This is a genomic window from Streptomyces sp. NPDC101776 (genome assembly GCF_044766845.1).
Taxonomy (GTDB): domain Bacteria; phylum Actinomycetota; class Actinomycetes; order Streptomycetales; family Streptomycetaceae; genus Streptomyces.
The window spans coordinates 428,525-444,476 of sequence record NZ_JBIWMV010000005.1; the positions used below are offsets into that span (position 1 = coordinate 428,525).

General features: G+C 70.5%; 17 protein-coding genes. 4 read left to right on the forward strand and 13 right to left on the reverse strand.

Annotation, left to right across the window (positions count from 1 at the left end; genetic code table 11):
• Position 1: 1 nt before the first annotated feature.
• The gene (gene fabG / locus ACIRRY_RS20290) at positions 2 to 748 is read right to left on the reverse strand and encodes a 3-oxoacyl-ACP reductase FabG (protein WP_403974432.1); all 747 of its coding nucleotides are present in this window, start codon (positions 746 to 748) and stop codon (positions 2 to 4) included.
• Between the two features lie 113 nt (positions 749 to 861).
• Between fabG and ACIRRY_RS20295 the strand changes: the two genes are divergently transcribed.
• A complete protein-coding gene (locus tag ACIRRY_RS20295) occupies positions 862 to 2,088 on the forward strand; it encodes an acyl-CoA dehydrogenase family protein (protein ID WP_403974435.1) in 1,227 nt (408 codons plus the stop codon).
• Between the two features lie 303 nt (positions 2,089 to 2,391).
• Here ACIRRY_RS20295 and ACIRRY_RS20300 read toward each other — a convergent pair whose 3' ends face one another.
• Both ACIRRY_RS20300 and ACIRRY_RS20305 read right to left on the reverse strand, forming a co-directional pair.
• Positions 2,392 to 2,967, reverse strand: a complete 576-nt coding sequence (locus ACIRRY_RS20300; protein ID WP_403974438.1) for a DUF2889 domain-containing protein — start codon at positions 2,965 to 2,967, stop codon at positions 2,392 to 2,394.
• A complete protein-coding gene (locus tag ACIRRY_RS20305; RefSeq protein WP_403974440.1) occupies positions 2,964 to 3,791 on the reverse strand; it encodes an enoyl-CoA hydratase-related protein in 828 nt (275 codons plus the stop codon). The genes ACIRRY_RS20300 and ACIRRY_RS20305 overlap by 4 nt, the downstream gene beginning before the upstream one ends.
• Before the next feature lie 167 nt (positions 3,792 to 3,958).
• On the opposite strand from ACIRRY_RS20305, the gene ACIRRY_RS20310 reads away from it, so the two are divergent.
• Positions 3,959 to 4,759, forward strand: a complete 801-nt coding sequence (locus ACIRRY_RS20310) for a FadR/GntR family transcriptional regulator (protein ID WP_403974442.1) — start codon at positions 3,959 to 3,961, stop codon at positions 4,757 to 4,759.
• A gap of 114 nt (positions 4,760 to 4,873) precedes the next feature.
• Positions 4,874 to 6,055: an amidohydrolase family protein gene (locus ACIRRY_RS20315; RefSeq protein ID WP_403974444.1), complete on the forward strand. Its 1,182-nt coding sequence runs from the start codon at positions 4,874 to 4,876 to the stop codon at positions 6,053 to 6,055.
• 72 nt (positions 6,056 to 6,127) lie between these two features.
• Here ACIRRY_RS20315 and ACIRRY_RS20320 read toward each other — a convergent pair whose 3' ends face one another.
• From ACIRRY_RS20320 to ACIRRY_RS20345, 6 genes are read right to left on the reverse strand one after another with little or no spacing between them, the layout of a single operon-like run.
• Positions 6,128 to 7,249 (reverse strand): serine hydrolase domain-containing protein, encoded by a 1,122-nt coding sequence (locus tag ACIRRY_RS20320; RefSeq protein WP_403974446.1) that lies wholly within the window; start codon positions 7,247 to 7,249, stop codon positions 6,128 to 6,130.
• Positions 7,242 to 8,693 (reverse strand): class I adenylate-forming enzyme family protein, encoded by a 1,452-nt coding sequence (locus ACIRRY_RS20325; RefSeq protein ID WP_403974449.1) that lies wholly within the window; start codon positions 8,691 to 8,693, stop codon positions 7,242 to 7,244. Before ACIRRY_RS20325 ends, ACIRRY_RS20320 begins: the two co-directional genes overlap by 8 nt.
• A 4-nt stretch (positions 8,694 to 8,697) precedes the next feature.
• Positions 8,698 to 9,120 carry a MaoC/PaaZ C-terminal domain-containing protein gene (locus tag ACIRRY_RS20330; RefSeq protein ID WP_403974452.1) on the reverse strand — a complete coding sequence of 141 codons (423 nt, stop codon included), beginning with the start codon at positions 9,118 to 9,120 and terminating at the stop codon, positions 8,698 to 8,700.
• The gene (locus tag ACIRRY_RS20335; protein WP_403974455.1) at positions 9,117 to 9,569 is read right to left on the reverse strand and encodes a MaoC family dehydratase N-terminal domain-containing protein; all 453 of its coding nucleotides are present in this window, start codon (positions 9,567 to 9,569) and stop codon (positions 9,117 to 9,119) included. The genes ACIRRY_RS20330 and ACIRRY_RS20335 overlap by 4 nt, the downstream gene beginning before the upstream one ends.
• A gap of 15 nt (positions 9,570 to 9,584) precedes the next feature.
• Positions 9,585 to 10,430 carry an enoyl-CoA hydratase-related protein gene (locus tag ACIRRY_RS20340; protein WP_403974457.1) on the reverse strand — a complete coding sequence of 282 codons (846 nt, stop codon included), beginning with the start codon at positions 10,428 to 10,430 and terminating at the stop codon, positions 9,585 to 9,587.
• Positions 10,431 to 10,434: 4 nt separating this feature from the next.
• Entirely contained in the window at positions 10,435 to 10,926 is a 492-nt protein-coding gene (locus tag ACIRRY_RS20345; RefSeq protein ID WP_403974459.1) for a PaaI family thioesterase, read from the reverse strand.
• Between the two features lie 146 nt (positions 10,927 to 11,072).
• On the opposite strand from ACIRRY_RS20345, the gene ACIRRY_RS20350 reads away from it, so the two are divergent.
• On the forward strand, positions 11,073 to 12,269 hold the full coding sequence (locus ACIRRY_RS20350) for a CaiB/BaiF CoA transferase family protein (RefSeq protein WP_403974462.1): 1,197 nt from the start codon (positions 11,073 to 11,075) through the stop codon (positions 12,267 to 12,269).
• A 5-nt stretch (positions 12,270 to 12,274) separates the two neighbouring features.
• Here ACIRRY_RS20350 and ACIRRY_RS20355 read toward each other — a convergent pair whose 3' ends face one another.
• Genes ACIRRY_RS20355 through ACIRRY_RS20370 form a run of 4 tightly spaced genes read right to left on the reverse strand, consistent with a single transcriptional unit; the run spans position 12,275 to position 15,857 of the window.
• A complete protein-coding gene (locus ACIRRY_RS20355) occupies positions 12,275 to 13,030 on the reverse strand; it encodes an SDR family NAD(P)-dependent oxidoreductase (protein ID WP_403974464.1) in 756 nt (251 codons plus the stop codon).
• Positions 13,030 to 13,542, reverse strand: a complete 513-nt coding sequence (locus tag ACIRRY_RS20360; protein ID WP_403974466.1) for a nuclear transport factor 2 family protein — start codon at positions 13,540 to 13,542, stop codon at positions 13,030 to 13,032. Before ACIRRY_RS20360 ends, ACIRRY_RS20355 begins: the two co-directional genes overlap by 1 nt.
• Positions 13,539 to 14,717, reverse strand: coding sequence for an acyl-CoA dehydrogenase family protein (locus tag ACIRRY_RS20365; RefSeq protein WP_403974469.1), 1,179 nt, complete (start codon positions 14,715 to 14,717; stop codon positions 13,539 to 13,541). The genes ACIRRY_RS20360 and ACIRRY_RS20365 overlap by 4 nt, the downstream gene beginning before the upstream one ends.
• Positions 14,718 to 14,735: 18 nt before the next feature.
• The gene (locus ACIRRY_RS20370; RefSeq protein WP_403974471.1) at positions 14,736 to 15,857 is read right to left on the reverse strand and encodes an acyl-CoA dehydrogenase family protein; all 1,122 of its coding nucleotides are present in this window, start codon (positions 15,855 to 15,857) and stop codon (positions 14,736 to 14,738) included.
• Between the last annotated feature and the right edge of the window lie 95 nt (positions 15,858 to 15,952).

A 15,952-nucleotide genomic window follows, 5' to 3' on the forward strand; every position in this document is an offset into this window, starting at 1 on the left:
GTCACATGTACCGGCCGCCGGTCACTTCCAGGACGGCTCCGGTGACGTAGCTCGCCATGTCGGAGGCGAGGAAGAGGACGGTCTGGGCGACCTCGGCGGGCTCGCCCGCGCGGCCCAGGGGGATCTCGGCGAGCTTGGCGTCCCAGGCGGCCGGCGGCATCGCCTCGGTCATGGCGGTGCGGATCAGGCCGGGCTGTACGGCGTTGACGCGGATGCCCGCCTTGGCGAGTTCCTTGGCGGAGGCCTTGGTGAGGCCGACGAGTCCGGCCTTGGCCGCGCTGTAGTTGGTCTGGCCGAAGTTGCCGACCTTGCCGGCGATGGAGGAGATGTTGACGATGCTGCCGCCGAGTCCGTGCGCGCGCATCGCCTCGGCGGCATACCGGGTGCCGTTCCAGGCGCCGGTCAGATGGACGTCGACGACCGCGCGGAAGTCGGACAGGGCCATCTTGCGCAGGGTCGCGTCCCGGGTGATCCCGGCGTTGTTGACCATGACGCCGACCGGGCCGAAGGTGTCGGTGCAGTGGGCGACCAGGGCGGCGACCTCGTCCTCGTCGGTGACGTCGCAGCGCAGGGAGGTGGCGGCGACACCGTTCTTGGCGAGGCGTTCGGCGGCTTCGGCGGCGGCGTCCCCGTTGATGTCGCCGAGGACGACGGATGCCCCGGCGGCGCCGAGTACACCGGCGATCTCGAAGCCGATGCCCTGTGCGCCGCCGGTGATCACGGCGTTCCGGCCGTCCAGCAGTCCCATGTCAGCCCGCTCCCGCCTCGACGCTATTCCTCTCAAATAGATAACCTATTATGCTGAAACAATCAATACAGCGACCGGCTGGACGAGCGGGGCCGGGCGAGGGGAGCACACGGGTGGACATCAGCTATCCCGCGGAGACCGAGACGTTCCGCACCGAGGTCAAGGAGTTCCTCGCCGAGGCGCTGCCGCCGGACTGGAAAGGCATCGGCGCCCTCGACGAGGAAGCCGCGTGGGCCTTCGCCCGGGACTGGCGACGCCTGCTCGCCGAGCAGCGCTACCTCTCCCTCACCTGGCCGGAGCAGTGCGGCGGGCGTGGCCTGTCCAAGCTCCACCAGGTGGTCCTGATGGAGGAACTCGCCCTGGCCGGTGTGCCGTTCGGGCTGCCGCAGGACACCTTCGGCGTGAAGATGCTGGCGAACACGCTGCTGCGCTGGGGCACGGACGAGCAACGGAGTCACTTCCTCCCTCGCATCCTCAACGGCGAGGACACCTGGTGCCAGGGCTACTCGGAGCCCGACGCGGGCTCGGACCTCGCCTCGCTCACGACACGCGCTGTCCGCGAGGGCGACGAGTGGGTGATCGACGGCCAGAAGGTGTGGACGTCCGGCGCCCACCACAGCGACTGGATCTTCGTGCTGGCCCGTACGGACCGCGAGGCCTCCAAGCACCGCGGCATCTCCTTCCTCCTCGTCCCGCTGGACCAACCCGGCGTCGAGGTCCGCCCGTTCCGCATGATGAGCGGCCAACTCCACTTCAACGAGGTCTTCTTCAACGGCGCCCGCACCCGCGCCGATCTCGTCGTCGGCGGCGTCGACAACGGCTGGACGGTCGCCCAGAGCCTGCTCGGCGTGGAGCGTGGCGAGGAGGCGGCCACCAACCCGATCCTGTTCCGGGCCGAGGTGGAACGCCTGGTGGAACTGGCCCGTCTGTACGGCAGGGACCAGGACCCCGTCATCCGGCAGCGGATCGCCTGGTGCTGGTCCAAGGTCGAGATCATGCGCTACCTCGGCTACCGCGTTCTCACCGGCTGGCTCAAGGGTGCCGAGCCGGGCCCCGAGTCGTCGATCGCCAAGCTGTACTGGAGCGAGTACCACACGAAGGTCACCGACCTGGCGATGGACATCATGGGCCTCCACGCCCAGGTGCCGGTGGGCCGACCACCCCTGCGCACCTACCGCACGGACGACCCCGGCGCCGCGAACTCCTCGGCGTCCTGGTCCACGACGTACCTCATCGCCCGCTCCGGCACCATCTACGCGGGCACCTCCCAGGTACAGCGGAACATCCTCGCGGAGAAGGTGCTGGGGCTGCCGCGCGAGCCGAGGGCGACGGCTGGTTAGGGCGGGCCGGTTCGGCGGCGGACCAGGGCTGCCGCCGTGCCGGCCGGCTCGATGTGGGCCTCGTCGAGAGAGCGATGACGACGATGCCGAGGGGCAGGTCTGCGCCCAGATCCTTGTCGTCCGGTCGGGCATCTGCCGGCCGACCGGACGACAAGGATCGCGACGACCCCGGTTCAGCCCAACGTGCCGTGGACCGACGCTTCCCGAGGGAGACGAGCCCCGCCGGGCGAATTCCGCATCAGCGCGATCGGTCTCGACCACCCTGGCCCCGCCTTCGCGCGGCCGCCCCTCAGCCCCGCGGCCTCACTCGCCCGTCTCGAACGTCCCAAGCCCGGGCACCGGACGCGGCCCGACCCCCGGGCGCCAGCCCGCGTCGAGTTTGCGTAGGCCCACGCCGTCCGGGGCCCAGATGTGGCAGCTGTTCAGCACTCCGGCCGTGGCGCGGGGGCCGTTCGCGGGTTCGCCCGCGTCACGGCGGCGTGCGTTGGCCGACATGGCCGCCTGCACCACGGCGGGGCCGAGGACCCGGGTCAGTTCGTAGAGGTGGGAGCAGCCGGAGACACCGCGGAAACGCTCCTGGATCGCCCGGTTGTATCCGGCGGTGACGCCGAGGCCGATCAGGCCGTCGAAGACCGGGGTGATGAAGGGACACTCGGCGTGCGGGAACGTCAGCATGTCCGCGTCGGCGGCCACGACGGTCATGTCCGCGAGGCGGACGCGCACGGTCAGCACCATCCGGTGGATGTCGGCGGCCGTCGGCTCGGCCCACGGCCGCTCGTCGCGCAGTTCCGCCTCGACCGAGATCTCGTCGCCGCCCGGCTCCTGGTAGGCCGTCACGGTGATCGTGCGTCGGTGCAGCGGGAGTTGGGCGCGGCTCATGACGAGGCCTCCGCCGGTTCCGGCGCGTTCTCCCCCAGCCCGGCGAACTCCGGTGGCCGCCGTTCGATGAAGCTGCGCACGCCCTCGCGATAGTCCGGCGCGCGTTTCGCCGTGGCCAGCAGCGCGGCGGCGCTGTCACGGCTCTCGGTGAAGCTCCTCGACTGGTCGTCGGCGAGCTGCCGTTTGATGAGGGACATCGCGTACGGGCTGGCCGAGCGGGCCAGCTCCGTGGCGTAGGCGAGCGCCACCGGGAGCAGTTCCTCGGGGTCGGCCAGACGGTTGACCAGGCCCATCGCCTCCGCCTCCGTTCCGGTGATCCGGCGTGAGGACAGCAGCAGGTCGCTCGCGTTGCCGTAGCCGACGAGCCGGGGCAGGAGCCAGGACACACCGTCCTCCGCGACCAGACCGCGGGCACTGAACGCGGCGGCGAACTTGGCGCCCGGCACGGCGAACCGTACGTCGCACATGAGCGCCTGGTTGAAGCCGATGCCGGCGCAGGCGCCGTTGACGGCCGCCACCAGCGGCTTGGGGAACGACATGGGCCGGGTGCGTGGCGGCAGCCGGTCGGTGGGCCACGGGCGCGCGCCCGAGGACGCGCCGTCCAGCACGCCGATGTCCATGCCCGGGCAGAAGCTGCGGCCCGCGCCGGTGAGCACGACGGCCCGTACCGCCGGATCCGCCTCGGCACGGTCGAACAGCTCGTTGTAGAGCAGCTCCATCTCCAGCGTCCAGGCGTTGTGCCGCTCGGGCCGGTTCAGCGTGAGCAGCATGACCCCGTCGTCGGTCAGCTCGCTGAGGATCACCGGGGTCGCCTGCTCGGTCATCGCGGTCACTCCCAGAGCCAGTTGGCTTTATAGCTAGATGAATCATCTATATACCCAACGACGTCCCGAACGCCAGATCAGGTCCCGTCAGGAGAAGATCACCCAACCCTTGACCTGGTACCCTCGATGCACTAAGACGATTCATTTTGCTATATGAGGAGCCCACCGTGGCCGAGGCAGCCCGTGCAGGAACGCCGATCGTGCCCGTCCCCTCGCGCGCCCGCGTCGGACGCCAGGTGCGCGTCCCGAAGACCGCCGAGCTGGTCGCGGCACATCTGCGCCGCCAGATCGTACGGGGCGAGCTGAAGCCCGACGACGCCCTGCCGCCGGAGTCGGGGCTCATGGAGCAGTTCGGCATCTCGCGGCCGACGCTGCGCGAGGCGTTCCGCGTGCTGGAGTCGGAGTCGCTGATCACGGTGCGCCGCGGCGCGCACGGCGGCGCCCGCGTGAGCGCCCCGGACTCCGATGTGGCCGCCCGCTTCGCCGGCCTGATCCTGGAGTACCGCGGCGCCACCCTGGGCGACGTCTACCGCGCCGCGGCCCTCATCGAGCCGCCGTGCGTGCGCCAACTGGCCGCCAAGCACACGGCGGACGACATCAAGCGGTTGCGTGACGCGGTGGCCGCCGAGAAGACCGTGCTGGAGGACCCGCTGGGTCTCGTCGAGGCCCAGGACACCTTCCACGCCCTGCTGGTCGAACTCACCGGCAACCAGACGCTGATCCTCCTGTGCGGCATGCTGCGCAACATCATCGACCGGGCCAACGCCTCGTACACCGCGGCCGCCACCGACGCCGAGACCCAGAAGGCGCAGGCCCTCAAGGGGCACCGGGCCCATGTGCGACTGGTCGGTCTGATCGAGTCCGGCAAGGCGGACGAGGCCGAGAAGCTGTGGCAGCGCCACATCAGCGGCGCCGACGACGTGGTGAACGGCGCCGGTCCCAAGACGGTTCTCGAACTCATCGACTGACCGGACCGCCGAGCATTCGCCGAGCCGTTTCCGCCGTCACCCCTTGCGTCTCCGAAATAGTTAGATAATTATAGGAGGCGTACTGAATAGATCTGGGGTCCGGAGGCGACGGCCATGGCCGAACAGCGCAAGCGAATCTTCGACTGCGACCAGCACATGTACGAGGAGCGGGACTCCTTCACCCGCTACCTCCCGAAGGAGTTCCTCGGCCAGGCGGTCGCACCGGTGACACTCCCGGACGGCCGCGAGGTCATTCTCGCCGGCGACCGGATCGTGGTCTGCCTGGAGCCGGAGTTCGGGCAGGTCTACCGGCCCGGCTCGCTCAAGGAGATGCTCAAGGCGATGGCCTCGGGCAACCCCGACGAGACGTACCAGTTCGAGCCGATGCACGAGTCGTACCAGAACCGCGAGGCCCGGCTGCGCGTCATGGACGAGCAGGGCCTGGACCAGACGATCATCTACCCCGGTGGGTGGGCACTGGTCGCCGAGGAGTACGTACAGGGCATCGAGCCGCTCTACGCCAACTACCACTCGTTCAACCGCTATATGAACGAGGTGTGGGGCTTCAACCACCAGGACCGCATCTACTCCCCCGCCCTGCTGTCCCTGCGCGACCTGGACAGCGCGGTCAAGGAACTGGAGTACGTCCTGGAGCGGGGCGCCCGGTTCATCATGCTGCCGACCGGGCCGCAGTACGGCCGCTCACCGGGCGACCCCTACTTCGACCCGTTCTGGAAACTGGTCAACGAGGCCAAGGCCAGCGTCTGTTACCACATCAGCGAGTTCTACTACAACTCGAACGTCGCCCCGGCCTGGGGCCACGACGCGAGCCCGATCCACTTCCGGATGTCCGCGTGGCAGTGGATGAACACCTACGGCCAGCGCCCCATCGAGGAGACGCTGTCCGCGCTGATCTTCGACAACCTCTTCGAGCGCTTCCCCGACATCAACGTCCTGGTCTCCGAGTTCGGCGCCGAGTGGGTGCCGCACTTCGTCCGGCACATGGACAAGAGCCGGGGCATGGGCCGCAACGGCCCCTGGATCGGCGGGCAGTTGGCGGAGCGCCCCAGCCAGGTGTTCCGCAAGCACATCCGTGTGGTGCCCTATCCGGAGGACGACATCCCGAGCCTGGTCAAGCGGCTCGGCTATCACGAGTCGATCGTGATGGGCTCGGACTTCCCACACGCGGAGGGCATCGCGAACCCCGCCGACTACCGCAAGCTCCTCGCGGAACTCGACGAGTCGGTCCAGGACGACATCATGTACAACAACGCACAGCAGCTGATCAGCCGTTGAGCGCCTGACACTCCAACAGGGCGGGCCCGGTGCCGATTTCGGTACCGGGCCCGTTCTCCTTCGGGTGGTGCGTCAGACGAGGTCCGCCGCCAGGTTCGCGATGTTGGTGAGCAAGGCCGTGCCTCGCCGGGAGTGGTCGTAGCCGGAGAGCGGGTAGCCGTTGCTCAGGCAGGCGAAGGACAGGCCGGACTCCGGGTCCATGAAGCCGAGTTGGTAGGCGGCTCCCGCGCTGCCGAAGAGTGACGGCGAGCCCGTGGAGGGGAGTTGGCTGCCGGCGTCCGGGCCCGCCACCGTCACGAACAGGCCCATGCTGGTACGTCGGCTGCCGCCGCCCCCGTAGATCTGCTCCCCGTACGGGAGTTGGGTGAGGCGGATCCGCGTGCCCTCCGCCACCGCCTCCGGTTTCCACAGGCCCGAGTGCTCCAACGCCTGGAAGTACAGGGCGACATCGGCGGCGGTGGCGACCAGGGCGTGGCTGGGCTCACCGGCCGCCAGAACGCGGGGGTCGGAGAGGTACCAGGGTCCCCAGGGGTCGGGTTCCTGGGCGTCGTCGGTGCGGTCGGTGGCGATCATCGGGGCGACGGTGCCCGGTTGGCGCTCGACGGGGACGCCGAGTTCGATCGAGGACAGGCCCAGCGGCCGGGTGATCCGCTCGCGGAGGTGGTCGGCGAAGGGCAGCCCCGTGCGCCGCTCGACGATCTCGGCGATCAGCCAGGCGGCGGCGGTGAGATGGAACTGGAAGCGGGTGCCCGGCGGGGTGTCGAGCCGCCAGCGGCCGAAGGCGGCCAGCCGCTGCTCGCGGTCCAGCATCTTCGGGTAGCCGAGGGGTGCGAAGGGGAAGCCGGCGGTGTGTGTGAGCACCTGCTCGACCGTCACCGTCTCCTTCCCGTTCGGTGCGAACTCCGGGATGATCGCGGCGACTTGCTCGTCCAGACGCAGGAGACCCTCGCCGAGCACTTTCCACACGACGCCGGCGACGATCGACCGGCCGACGGACTGCAGGACGTACCTGGTGTCCGGACCGGCGTCGCCCCAGGTCTCGAAGGCCACCAGACGGCCCTCGCGGGCGACGGCGACCTGCGCGGACGGCAGCGGCCCGTGCTCGACCTCCAGCCGGATCCGGCGCAGCAGGACGTCCAGCCGGTGCGGGTCCACGCCCACGCTCTCCGGATCGACGACCAGATGGTCAGTCATGTGCTCCTCCTTGGCCGGGCTCGCGCAGCAGGCGCCGTACGACCTTGCCGTTGGCGTTGCGCGGCAGGTCGTCCACGATCCACCAGCGGACGGGGACCTTGAATCCGGAGAGCCGGCCGCGCACGTGTGTTCTGAGCGCGGCCGGTTCCGGTGGGGCGTCGGGGTCGGCCGGCACGACGAAGGCGACGACGGTCTGGCCGAGCCGTTCGTCGGGTGCGCCCGTGACCGCCACGTCCGCGACGCCGGGGTGTGCGGCCAGGACGGTCTCGACCTCCAGCGGGTGGACGTTCTCGCCCCCGCGGATGATCATGTCGCTGCCCCGGCCGTACAGGTAGAGGTAGCCGTCCTGCGCCACCCGGCCCAGGTCGCCGCTGTGCAGCCAGCCCTCGGTGTCGATCCGGAAGAAGTGGTCGGCGCGGGCGTGGATCTCGCCGATGCCGTCGGGTCCCGCGTCCCGCACCCGCAGTTCGACGCCGGGGGCGGGCCGTCCCACGGACCGCAGCAGTTCGGGGCGTCCGGCGACCGCCTCGCGGTGTTCCTCGGGGGTGAGCACGCTGATGGGCGAGCCCTCGGTCTGCCCGAACATGTTGAGCATGCGGACGCCGGGCATCGCCTCGTACGTCCGCCGCAGGGTGTCGGGGCGGATCGGGGCGCCGCCGTACTGGAGCACCCGCAGCGTCCCGTGATGTGCCTGGCCGGCGGCGAGCAGGGTTTCCAGCATCGCCGGGACCATGCTGGTGTGGGTGGCACCGAGTTCGCGCAGGTGGGCCCAGCCCTCGACGGTGAAGCGGGGCAGTCCGGTGATCAGCGCGCCCGCCGCGAGGGCGACGGCGAGGTTGCCGAGGCCCGCGATGTGATGGAAGGGGGCGCTGCCCCCGTAGAAGCTGTCCGGATCGAGCGTGCAGAGAAGGCCGTTGACGCGGGCGCGGGCGGCCAGGCGGCGTTGGGTCATGCGGACGGGTTTGGGGAGGCCTGTCGTGCCGGAGGTGTGCAGAACGGCGGCGAGGTCGTCCGGTTCGGCGGTCAACGGCCTTGTGCTCGGGCGCAGTTCGGGAACGACGACGGCACGGCGGCCGGACAGTCGGGCGACCTCTTCGCCGAGTCGGGCGAACTCCGGCTGCACGAGGAGGAGTTGAGCACCGGTCGCCTCGACCACGGCCGCGGTCTCGTACGGGGTCATACGGACGCCGAGCGGGGCAAGCGGGTGGGCGGACCCGGCGCCGCCGATCACCAGCGCGAGGGCGTCGGCGGAGGTCGCGGCCAGGGTGGGTACCGGGGCGCCGGGGGCGAGGCCGAGGGTGTCCAGCCAGTCGGCGGCGCCGGCCGCCCGGTCGAGGAGTTGGTGCCCGGTCCAGGTGAGGTCCCCGAAGCGGACGGCGGGACGGGAGTGGTCGTAGGCGGCGGCCACCATGGCCGTCCAGGTGAACTCCGCCTCGGCGCCCATCGGTTCAGGGTTCCAGTCGGGCCGTCGCGGTGCCGGTGACCACCTCGGCGCCGTCCTGGGTGACGGTCCGCACGGAGAAGTGGGCGAGCGGTCCGTCCGGCGTGTCCTCGACCGACTCGACGGTCGCCGTGGCGGTCAGGGTGTCACCGGGCCACACCTGGGCCTTGAAGCGCACCACGAAGGTCAGCAGTGACTCGACACCGACCCAGTCGGTCAGGACCCGTCCGGTCATGCCCATCGTGAGCATTCCGTGGGCGAAGACCCCGGGGTAGCCCGCGACCTCGGTGGCGAATCTCTCGTCGGTGTGCAGCGGGTTGTAGTCGCCGGACGCGCCCGCGTACTGCACGATCCGGGTCCGCTTCAGGTCGTCGACCAGCACGCTCTCGCGCGTCTCACCGACCTTGATGTCGTCCGCGTTCAGGCTCATCGGGCGTCCTTACGGGTTGCGGGGCCCTCGGGCACGACGGCCACCGTGCGGGCGCTGACCACGGGTTCACCGGCGGCGTCCCGGTACTCGGTGATGCGCTCGCTGAAGAGCAGTCGGCCGGTGCGGCCCTGCTTCTCCCAGCTGCGGCCGGGGACGGTGGTGGCGTACAGGGTCTCCCCCGCGCGCACCGGCCGGTGGTACGCGAAGTGCTGCTCGGCGTGCAGACCGCCACCGCCCTCGGGCATCACGCCGGGTCCGGCGCCGGAGCCGAACCACTCCTCGCCCGGCTTGGGGCGCAACCGGTAGTCGGGGTCGTGCTGGGCGCTCGCCATGGTGAAGGTGGGCGGCGCGAGCGCGCTCTCGCCGACGTAGGCCGGGTTCTCGTCACCGATGGCCCGGGCGAACATCAGGATGTGCCCGGCCTCGACCGGGAAGGGCTGCCCTGTCATCTTCCAACTCCTCGGTCAGTACGGCAGGAACGCGTCACGGGTGGCCTCGTCCGGATCGAAGTCCGGGGGCAGTCCCTCGAACTTGGGCTCCCGCTTCTCCACGAAGCTGGCCACTCCCTCGCGGAAGTCCGGCGAGCCCGCGAAGAACTCCATGGCGGAGTAGGAGCGGGCGAGCGCGTCGGTGAAGGGCCGGTCGAGGTCGCCGTAGACCTGGTGGCGTACGACGGCCATGGCGCGCGGTGAGCAGTTGCGGGCGATGTCGCGGGCGTAGGCACGGGCGGCGTCGAGCAGGTCCTCCGGCTCGACCACCCGGCTGACGAGGCCGAGTTGCTTCGCCTCGTCGGCGTCGAAGACCCGGCCGGAGAGGAGGAGGTCGAGGGCGTTCTCCAGGCCGATGACGCGCGGCAGCACATACGGGAGGTTGTACTCGCCGGCGAGGCCGCGGCGGGTGAAGGCGGTGGTGAAGCGCGCTCCGCGGGCGGCGAAGCGGACGTCGCAGATCAGTGCCTGGACCAGTCCGATGCCCGCGCACGCGCCGTTGACGGCCGCGATGAGCGGCTTCGGGATGCTGCGCCTGCTGTACATGGGCACGCGGGCCTGGAGGTTGAGGGACTGACCCGGCTGCGCGTTCTGTTCCAGGCGCTGGACGTCCATGCCGGGGCAGAACGCCCGGCCGGCGCCGGTGACGATCACCACGCGGACGGCCGGGTCGGCGGCGGCCTCGTCCAGGAGGGCGAAGAAGCGGCGCTCCATGGGGATGCTCCACGCGTTCTTGCGCTCGGGCCGGTTGAGGGTGACGGTGGCGACGCCGTCCTCGTCGACCTCGTACAGCACCAGGTCCCGGTCGGGTTCGTCGGGCATCGCGTCACTCCTCGGTCAGCGGTTCGATGGGTTCGCCTACGCCCGGGCGCTCCCCCGAGATGGTCACCACGACCTGTCCCCGGGCGCAGACGACCCCGTCGGTCATCACGTCGACGTCGGCGAAGTGCAGCCTGCGGCCCCGGCGGACGCAGCGCGCGTAGGCGACGGCCTCCGTGCCCCGGGCGGGTGCGAGGTACTGCACCGACATCGAGACGGTGCTGAGCCGACTCCCCTTCTGGAAGTCGTGCCCGGCGATCACGGCTCCGGCGCCCGCGGTGTCGATGAGCGCGGAGAGCACTCCGCCGTGGAAGACGCCTTCGTGGGCGGTGAGTTGCTCGGCGTAGGGAAGGACGACCTCGACGCCGTCGGGGTCCCAGCGGACCATCCGCAGCCGACAGAGGCGGTTGAACGCGACGCCGCGCTCCCAGCGGGCCCGGAACCACTCGCGGCGTTCGCGCTGTTCCTGGTCGGTGAGGGGTCTCGCTGCGACGGTCATCCGCACGCCCTCCGGTCTCGGCCGGTCAGCCGATCCATATAGTTACATGAATTGGATAGTTGAAGCAATCACACAAGACGCGACCAGCGCGCCAGATGTTATATTTATATAACTCATTCGATGCCTGTGAACAGAGGGAGACCTCGATGCCGTCGACCGCCCTGGCCGGGATCCGCGTCCTCGACCTGTCCCGCATCCTCGCGGCACCGCTGGCCACCCAGATGCTGGCCGACCTCGGAGCCGAGGTCATCAAGGTCGAGCGGCCCGGCACCGGCGACGACTCACGGACGTACGGTCCGCCCTTCGCCCCCGGGACGGATGCCGCGGCCTTCTACCTCTCCTGCAACCGCAACAAGCAGTCGGTGACCGTCAACCACGCGACCGCCGAGGGGCAGGAGCTGATCCGCGCCCTCGCCGCCCGCTCGGACGTCCTGGTCGAGAACTTCCGCGCGGGAACGCTGGCGAAGTACGGCCTCGACCACGAGAGTCTGCTGGCGCTCAACCCGCGCCTGGTCTACCTGTCGGTCACCGGCTTCGGCCAGACCGGCCCGTACGCCCAGCGTCCCGGCTACGACGGCATCTTCCAGGCCATGTCCGGGATGATGAGCGTCTCCGGCCACCCCGACGAGCCGATGAAGGTCGGGGTCAGCATGGTCGACATCCTCACCGGCCTGTACGCCTCCACCGCCGTCCTGGCGGCGCTACGGCACCGGGACGCCACCGGGGAGGGCCAGTTCGTCGACCTCTCCCTGCTGGACTGCGGGCTGGCCTCGCTGTCGCACTTCGCGATGAACTACCTGGTCTCCGGGGAGGTTCCGCGCCGACGCGGCAACGGCGGCTACGGCGGGATCCCGTCCCAGGCCTTCCAGTGCGCGGACAAGCCGCTCTTCCTCGTCGCGGGCAACGACAAGCAGTTCGCCGCGTTCTGCACGGCGGCCGACCGCACCGACCTGCTCCAGGATCCGCGCTTCGCCACGACCTCCGCCCGGATCACCCACCGCGAGGAGATCCTGCCGGTCCTCGAAGACATCATGCGGACCAGGACCCGGGACGACTGGCTGGCCCTGCTGGACCAACACGACGTGCCGGCAGGCCCGTTCAACGAAATGCCCGAGGTCTTCGCCGACCCCCAGATCCAACACCGGGGGATGCTGGTCGAGGTCGAGGACCCGGTGTCGGGCCGGCTCCCGCTGCTCGCCAATCCGATACGCCTCACGGCGACCCCGGTCGAGGGCTACGCCCCGCCGCCCGCACTGGGCGAGCACACGGCCGAAGTCCTGGGCAGGCTGGCGGAAGTGACGGAGGATCAGCTCGCGGGGCTGCGCGCGCGGGGTGTCGTGTAGCGACGTCACCCGATGAGGGTGCGGCCGCCCTCCAGCATCAGTGTCGCGCCCGTCAGATAGGCCATGTCGTCGCTCACCAGCGCGGCCACCGCCCGGCCGATGTCCGCCTCCGGGTCACCGAGCCGGCCGAGCGGGATCTCCCGCGCCAGCTCCTCCGCCTTCTGCGGATGCGCGGCCAGATAGTCCTCCGCCGCCGGGCTGAGCGCGGCCGGGCAGACGACGTTGACCCGGATCCCGTAGGGTCCCCACTCCCGCGCGGCGACCCGGCTCAGACCGCGGATCGCCTCCTTGGCCATGGCGTACGCCGCGAAGGTCGCCTCGCCCTGCACAGCGGCCGAGGAACCCAGGTTGACGACGCTGCCGCGGCTCTCCCTCAGATGGGGCAGGGCGGCCTGCATCGCGTGGAAGACGGCCAACGGCCCGCTGCGGTAGGTGAGTTCGACATCGTCGTACGACGTCTTCTCCAGTCGTCGCTGCACCGACGACTGGGCGTTGTTGACGAGCACGTCGAGGCCGCCGAACTCCCGTACCGTCTCGGCCACCATCCGGTCGACGTCGTCCCGCTCCCCCACGTCCCCGACCACGGTGTACGCCCGCCCGCCGCGCTCGGCGATCTCCTCGGCGGCGTCCTTCAGTTTGCTCCCGGTACGGCCGGTGATGACCACGGCCGCACCCTCGGCCGCCAGCGCCAGGGCGATGCCACGGCCCACGCCCTGGCCTCCACCGGTGACCAACGCGGTCCTGCCTGTCAGCCGTGCCATCACGTCTCCTTCCAGAAGGGCGTCCAGGTGGGGAAGGCGTCCGGCAGTGCCGGTTCTCCCGCGCCCTCCCACCCGTTGAAGCCGACCGACTGCGGGCGGTCGGTCACATCGGCCGCGTACCAGTGCTGTTCGCGGCGCCGGGAGAAGTACCAGTCGCCGTCCACGCGCGCGTAGTCGTCGAAGTAGCAGATCGCCATGACGATCCAGCGGTCGCCCACCTCGTGCTCGGCGCGGCAGTAGACCGCGCCGGTCGCGGTATCGCGGCCGGTGAACTCGACGCGGTGGCCGCAGATCTGGTGGACCGAGCGATGGAAGCCGCGTACGAGGGGCTCGATGTGCCGGCGCAGGACCTGCCGTCCCCGGCCGTGGCGCCCCATGTCCACGTCGGGCCGGAAGCAGCCGACCCAGGCGTCGAGGTCGCGGGAGTCCACCGCCAGGGCGTAGCGGATGGGCAGTTGCTGGATGGCCTGGTGCGACTCGACGCGGTCGAGGCGGTCCTCGATCGAGGTCACGGCCGTGGCTCCTTCGGCAGACCGAGGAGCTGTTCCCCGATGATGTTGCGCTGGATCTCGCTCGAACCGCCGTAGATCGTCTCCGCGAGGGAGAGCAGGAACGAGCGCTGCCGGGTGTCGAGTTCGTAGTCCTCGCCGACGATCTGTCCGGCCGGTCCGGCCAACTCCATGGCCAGGTGGCCTAGTTGCTGGTGGCGCGTCGAGGCGTAGAGCTTCGCCGTGGTGGCCTGCGCGCCGGGTGTGCGGCCCGCGGTCAGTTCGGCGAGGGTGCGCAGATTGGTCGTGCGCATGATGCGTACGGAGATCCAGGCGTCCAGGATCCGGCGGCGCAGCATGGGGTCGTCCAACGCGCCCCGCGCACGGGCCAGTTCGATCAGCGCCTCGGCCTCCCGCTCGAAGCCGAGTTGCTGGGGCAGCAAGGTGGTGCCGCGTTCGATGCCGAGGGTGGCCATCGCGGTGCGCCAGCCCTGACCGACCTCGCCGACGGCCATGTCCGCGCCGGTGCGCGCGTCGGAGAGGAACACCTCGGCGAACTCGTCCTGGCCCGCGAGGTTGCGGATGGGGCGGATCTCCACACCCGGCTGGTCGGTCGGGACGAGGAGCAGGGTGAGGCCTTTGTGGCGCCGGGAGTCGGGGTCGGTGCGGGTGAGGACGTAGAGCCAGTCGGCGTGGATGCCGAACGAGGTCCACACCTTCTGCCCGTTGACCACCCACTGGTCGCCGTCGCGCTCGGCCCGGGTACGGACGGATGCCAGGTCGGAGCCCGCGCCGGGTTCGCTGAAGCCCTGCCCCCACAGTTCCTCGACGGCGACGATCGGCGGCAGGAAGCGCTTCTTCTGGGCCTCGCCGCCCATCGCGAGGAGCAGCGGGCCGAGCAGGTCGAGGGCGTTGACGGTGGCGCGGTAGGGGGCGTTCGCGCGGGCGTACTCATACTCGAAGACGATCTCCTCGATCAGTCCGAGGCCGCGTCCGCCGTACTCCTTCGGCCAGCCCACGCCCAGCCAGTTCCCGGCCGACAGCTCGCGGTCCCAGGCGAGGCGTACGTCCCAGGCGGCGCCGTCGGTGGGGCCGCCCACGCCCCGGTGTTCGGCGAACTCCCCCACGAGGTGGTCCACGAACCAGTCCCGCAGTTCGTCGCGGAAGTCGCGTACGGCGGGCCCGAAGTCCACTTCCATGTCTGCTTCTCCTGGGTGTCAGATGCCGAGCCGGGCCGCGAGCAGCTCCCGGTGGTACGCGGGGGTGCCGAGCAGCACCTCGGAGCTCTTGGCACGCTTGAGGTAGAGGTGTGCGGGGTGTTCCCAGGTGAAGCCGATGCCGCCGTGGACCTGGATGTTGTCGGCGGCGACCCTGGTGAACGTCTCCGAGCAGTAGGCCTGGGCGACGGCGGCCGTCACGGCGATCTCCGTCTCGTCACCCGCGTCCAGAGCCCACAGTCCGGCGTAGGCCGCCGAGCGGGCGGACTCGATCTCGACGAGCATGTCGGCGCACTTGTGCTTGATGCCCTGGAACGAGCCGATCGGGCGGCCGTACTGCTCGCGGATCCTCGCGTACGCGACCGCCATGTCCAGCGCGGCGGAGGCGCCCCCGACCTCTTCGGCGGCCAGGAGGACGGAGGCTGTGGCGAGGGTGCGTTCGAGGACCGGCCAGGCCGTTCCGTCGGTGCCCAGCAGGCGCGCCGGGGTGTCCGTGAAGGTGATGCGCGCCTGTTTGCGGGTCTGGTCGAGGGTAGGGAGGGGTGTGCGGGTGAGACCCGGGGCGGCGGCCGCCTCGACCGCGAAGAGGCTGATGCCGGCCGGGGTGCGGGCGGCGACCAGGAGCAGGTCCGCGAGGTGTCCGTCGGGGACGTAGGTCTTGGCGCCCGTGAGCCGCCAACCGGCCGCTGTGTGGCGGGCGTTGAGACGGATGCCCGGCTCGTCCCAGCGGCCGTTCTCCTCGGTGAGCGCGAGGGTGGCCACCGTCCGGCCGGCCGCGATGCCCGGGAGCAGTTCGGCGCGGGCGGCCTCGTCGTCGCAGCGCAGCAGTGCCTCGGCGGCCAGGGCGACGGTGGCGAGGTACGGGGCGCACAGCAGGGCTCGGCCCGCTTCCTCGAAGACGACGCCGAGGTCGACGTAGCCGAAGCCCGAGCCGCCGTACTCCTCGGGTACGGCGAGTCCCTGCAGTCCGATCTCCGTGGCCAGACGGCGCCATACGACCGTGTCGTAGCCGCGCGGGTCGGCGGCCAGGCGGCACACGTCCGCCTCGGCGGAGTGCCGGGTGAGGAACGACCGTACGACCTTGCGCAGTTCGTCCTGTTCCTCGCTGAAGGTGAGATCCATGCCGAGCTTCCCGTCCTCGGTACGGCACGGGTACCGGCCGCTTGCCGCCCGCCCCTCGATACAGTTAGATAATTATAGTATCCGCACTGAATACA

Bases quoted from the DNA above. Each gene is read 5' to 3' on its own strand.
- ACIRRY_RS20365 (WP_403974469.1), bottom strand. From the start codon at position 14,717: ATGGAAGTGGACTTCGGGCCCGCCGTACGCGACTTCCGCGACGAACTG.
- ACIRRY_RS20315 (WP_403974444.1), top strand. From the start codon at position 4,874: ATGGCCGAACAGCGCAAGCGAATCTTCGACTGCGACCAGCACATGTAC.
- ACIRRY_RS20335 (WP_403974455.1), bottom strand. From the start codon at position 9,569: ATGACAGGGCAGCCCTTCCCGGTCGAGGCCGGGCACATCCTGATGTTC.
- ACIRRY_RS20370 (WP_403974471.1), bottom strand. From the start codon at position 15,857: ATGGATCTCACCTTCAGCGAGGAACAGGACGAACTGCGCAAGGTCGTA.
- ACIRRY_RS20350 (WP_403974462.1), top strand. From the start codon at position 11,073: ATGCCGTCGACCGCCCTGGCCGGGATCCGCGTCCTCGACCTGTCCCGC.
- ACIRRY_RS20300 (WP_403974438.1), bottom strand. From the start codon at position 2,967: ATGAGCCGCGCCCAACTCCCGCTGCACCGACGCACGATCACCGTGACG.
- ACIRRY_RS20305 (WP_403974440.1), bottom strand. From the start codon at position 3,791: ATGACCGAGCAGGCGACCCCGGTGATCCTCAGCGAGCTGACCGACGAC.
- ACIRRY_RS20320 (WP_403974446.1), bottom strand. From the start codon at position 7,249: ATGACTGACCATCTGGTCGTCGATCCGGAGAGCGTGGGCGTGGACCCG.
- ACIRRY_RS20345 (WP_403974459.1), bottom strand. From the start codon at position 10,926: ATGACCGTCGCAGCGAGACCCCTCACCGACCAGGAACAGCGCGAACGC.
- fabG (WP_403974432.1), bottom strand. From the start codon at position 748: ATGGGACTGCTGGACGGCCGGAACGCCGTGATCACCGGCGGCGCACAG.
- ACIRRY_RS20355 (WP_403974464.1), bottom strand. From the start codon at position 13,030: ATGGCACGGCTGACAGGCAGGACCGCGTTGGTCACCGGTGGAGGCCAG.
- ACIRRY_RS20340 (WP_403974457.1), bottom strand. From the start codon at position 10,430: ATGCCCGACGAACCCGACCGGGACCTGGTGCTGTACGAGGTCGACGAG.
- ACIRRY_RS20325 (WP_403974449.1), bottom strand. From the start codon at position 8,693: ATGGGCGCCGAGGCGGAGTTCACCTGGACGGCCATGGTGGCCGCCGCC.
- ACIRRY_RS20330 (WP_403974452.1), bottom strand. From the start codon at position 9,120: ATGAGCCTGAACGCGGACGACATCAAGGTCGGTGAGACGCGCGAGAGC.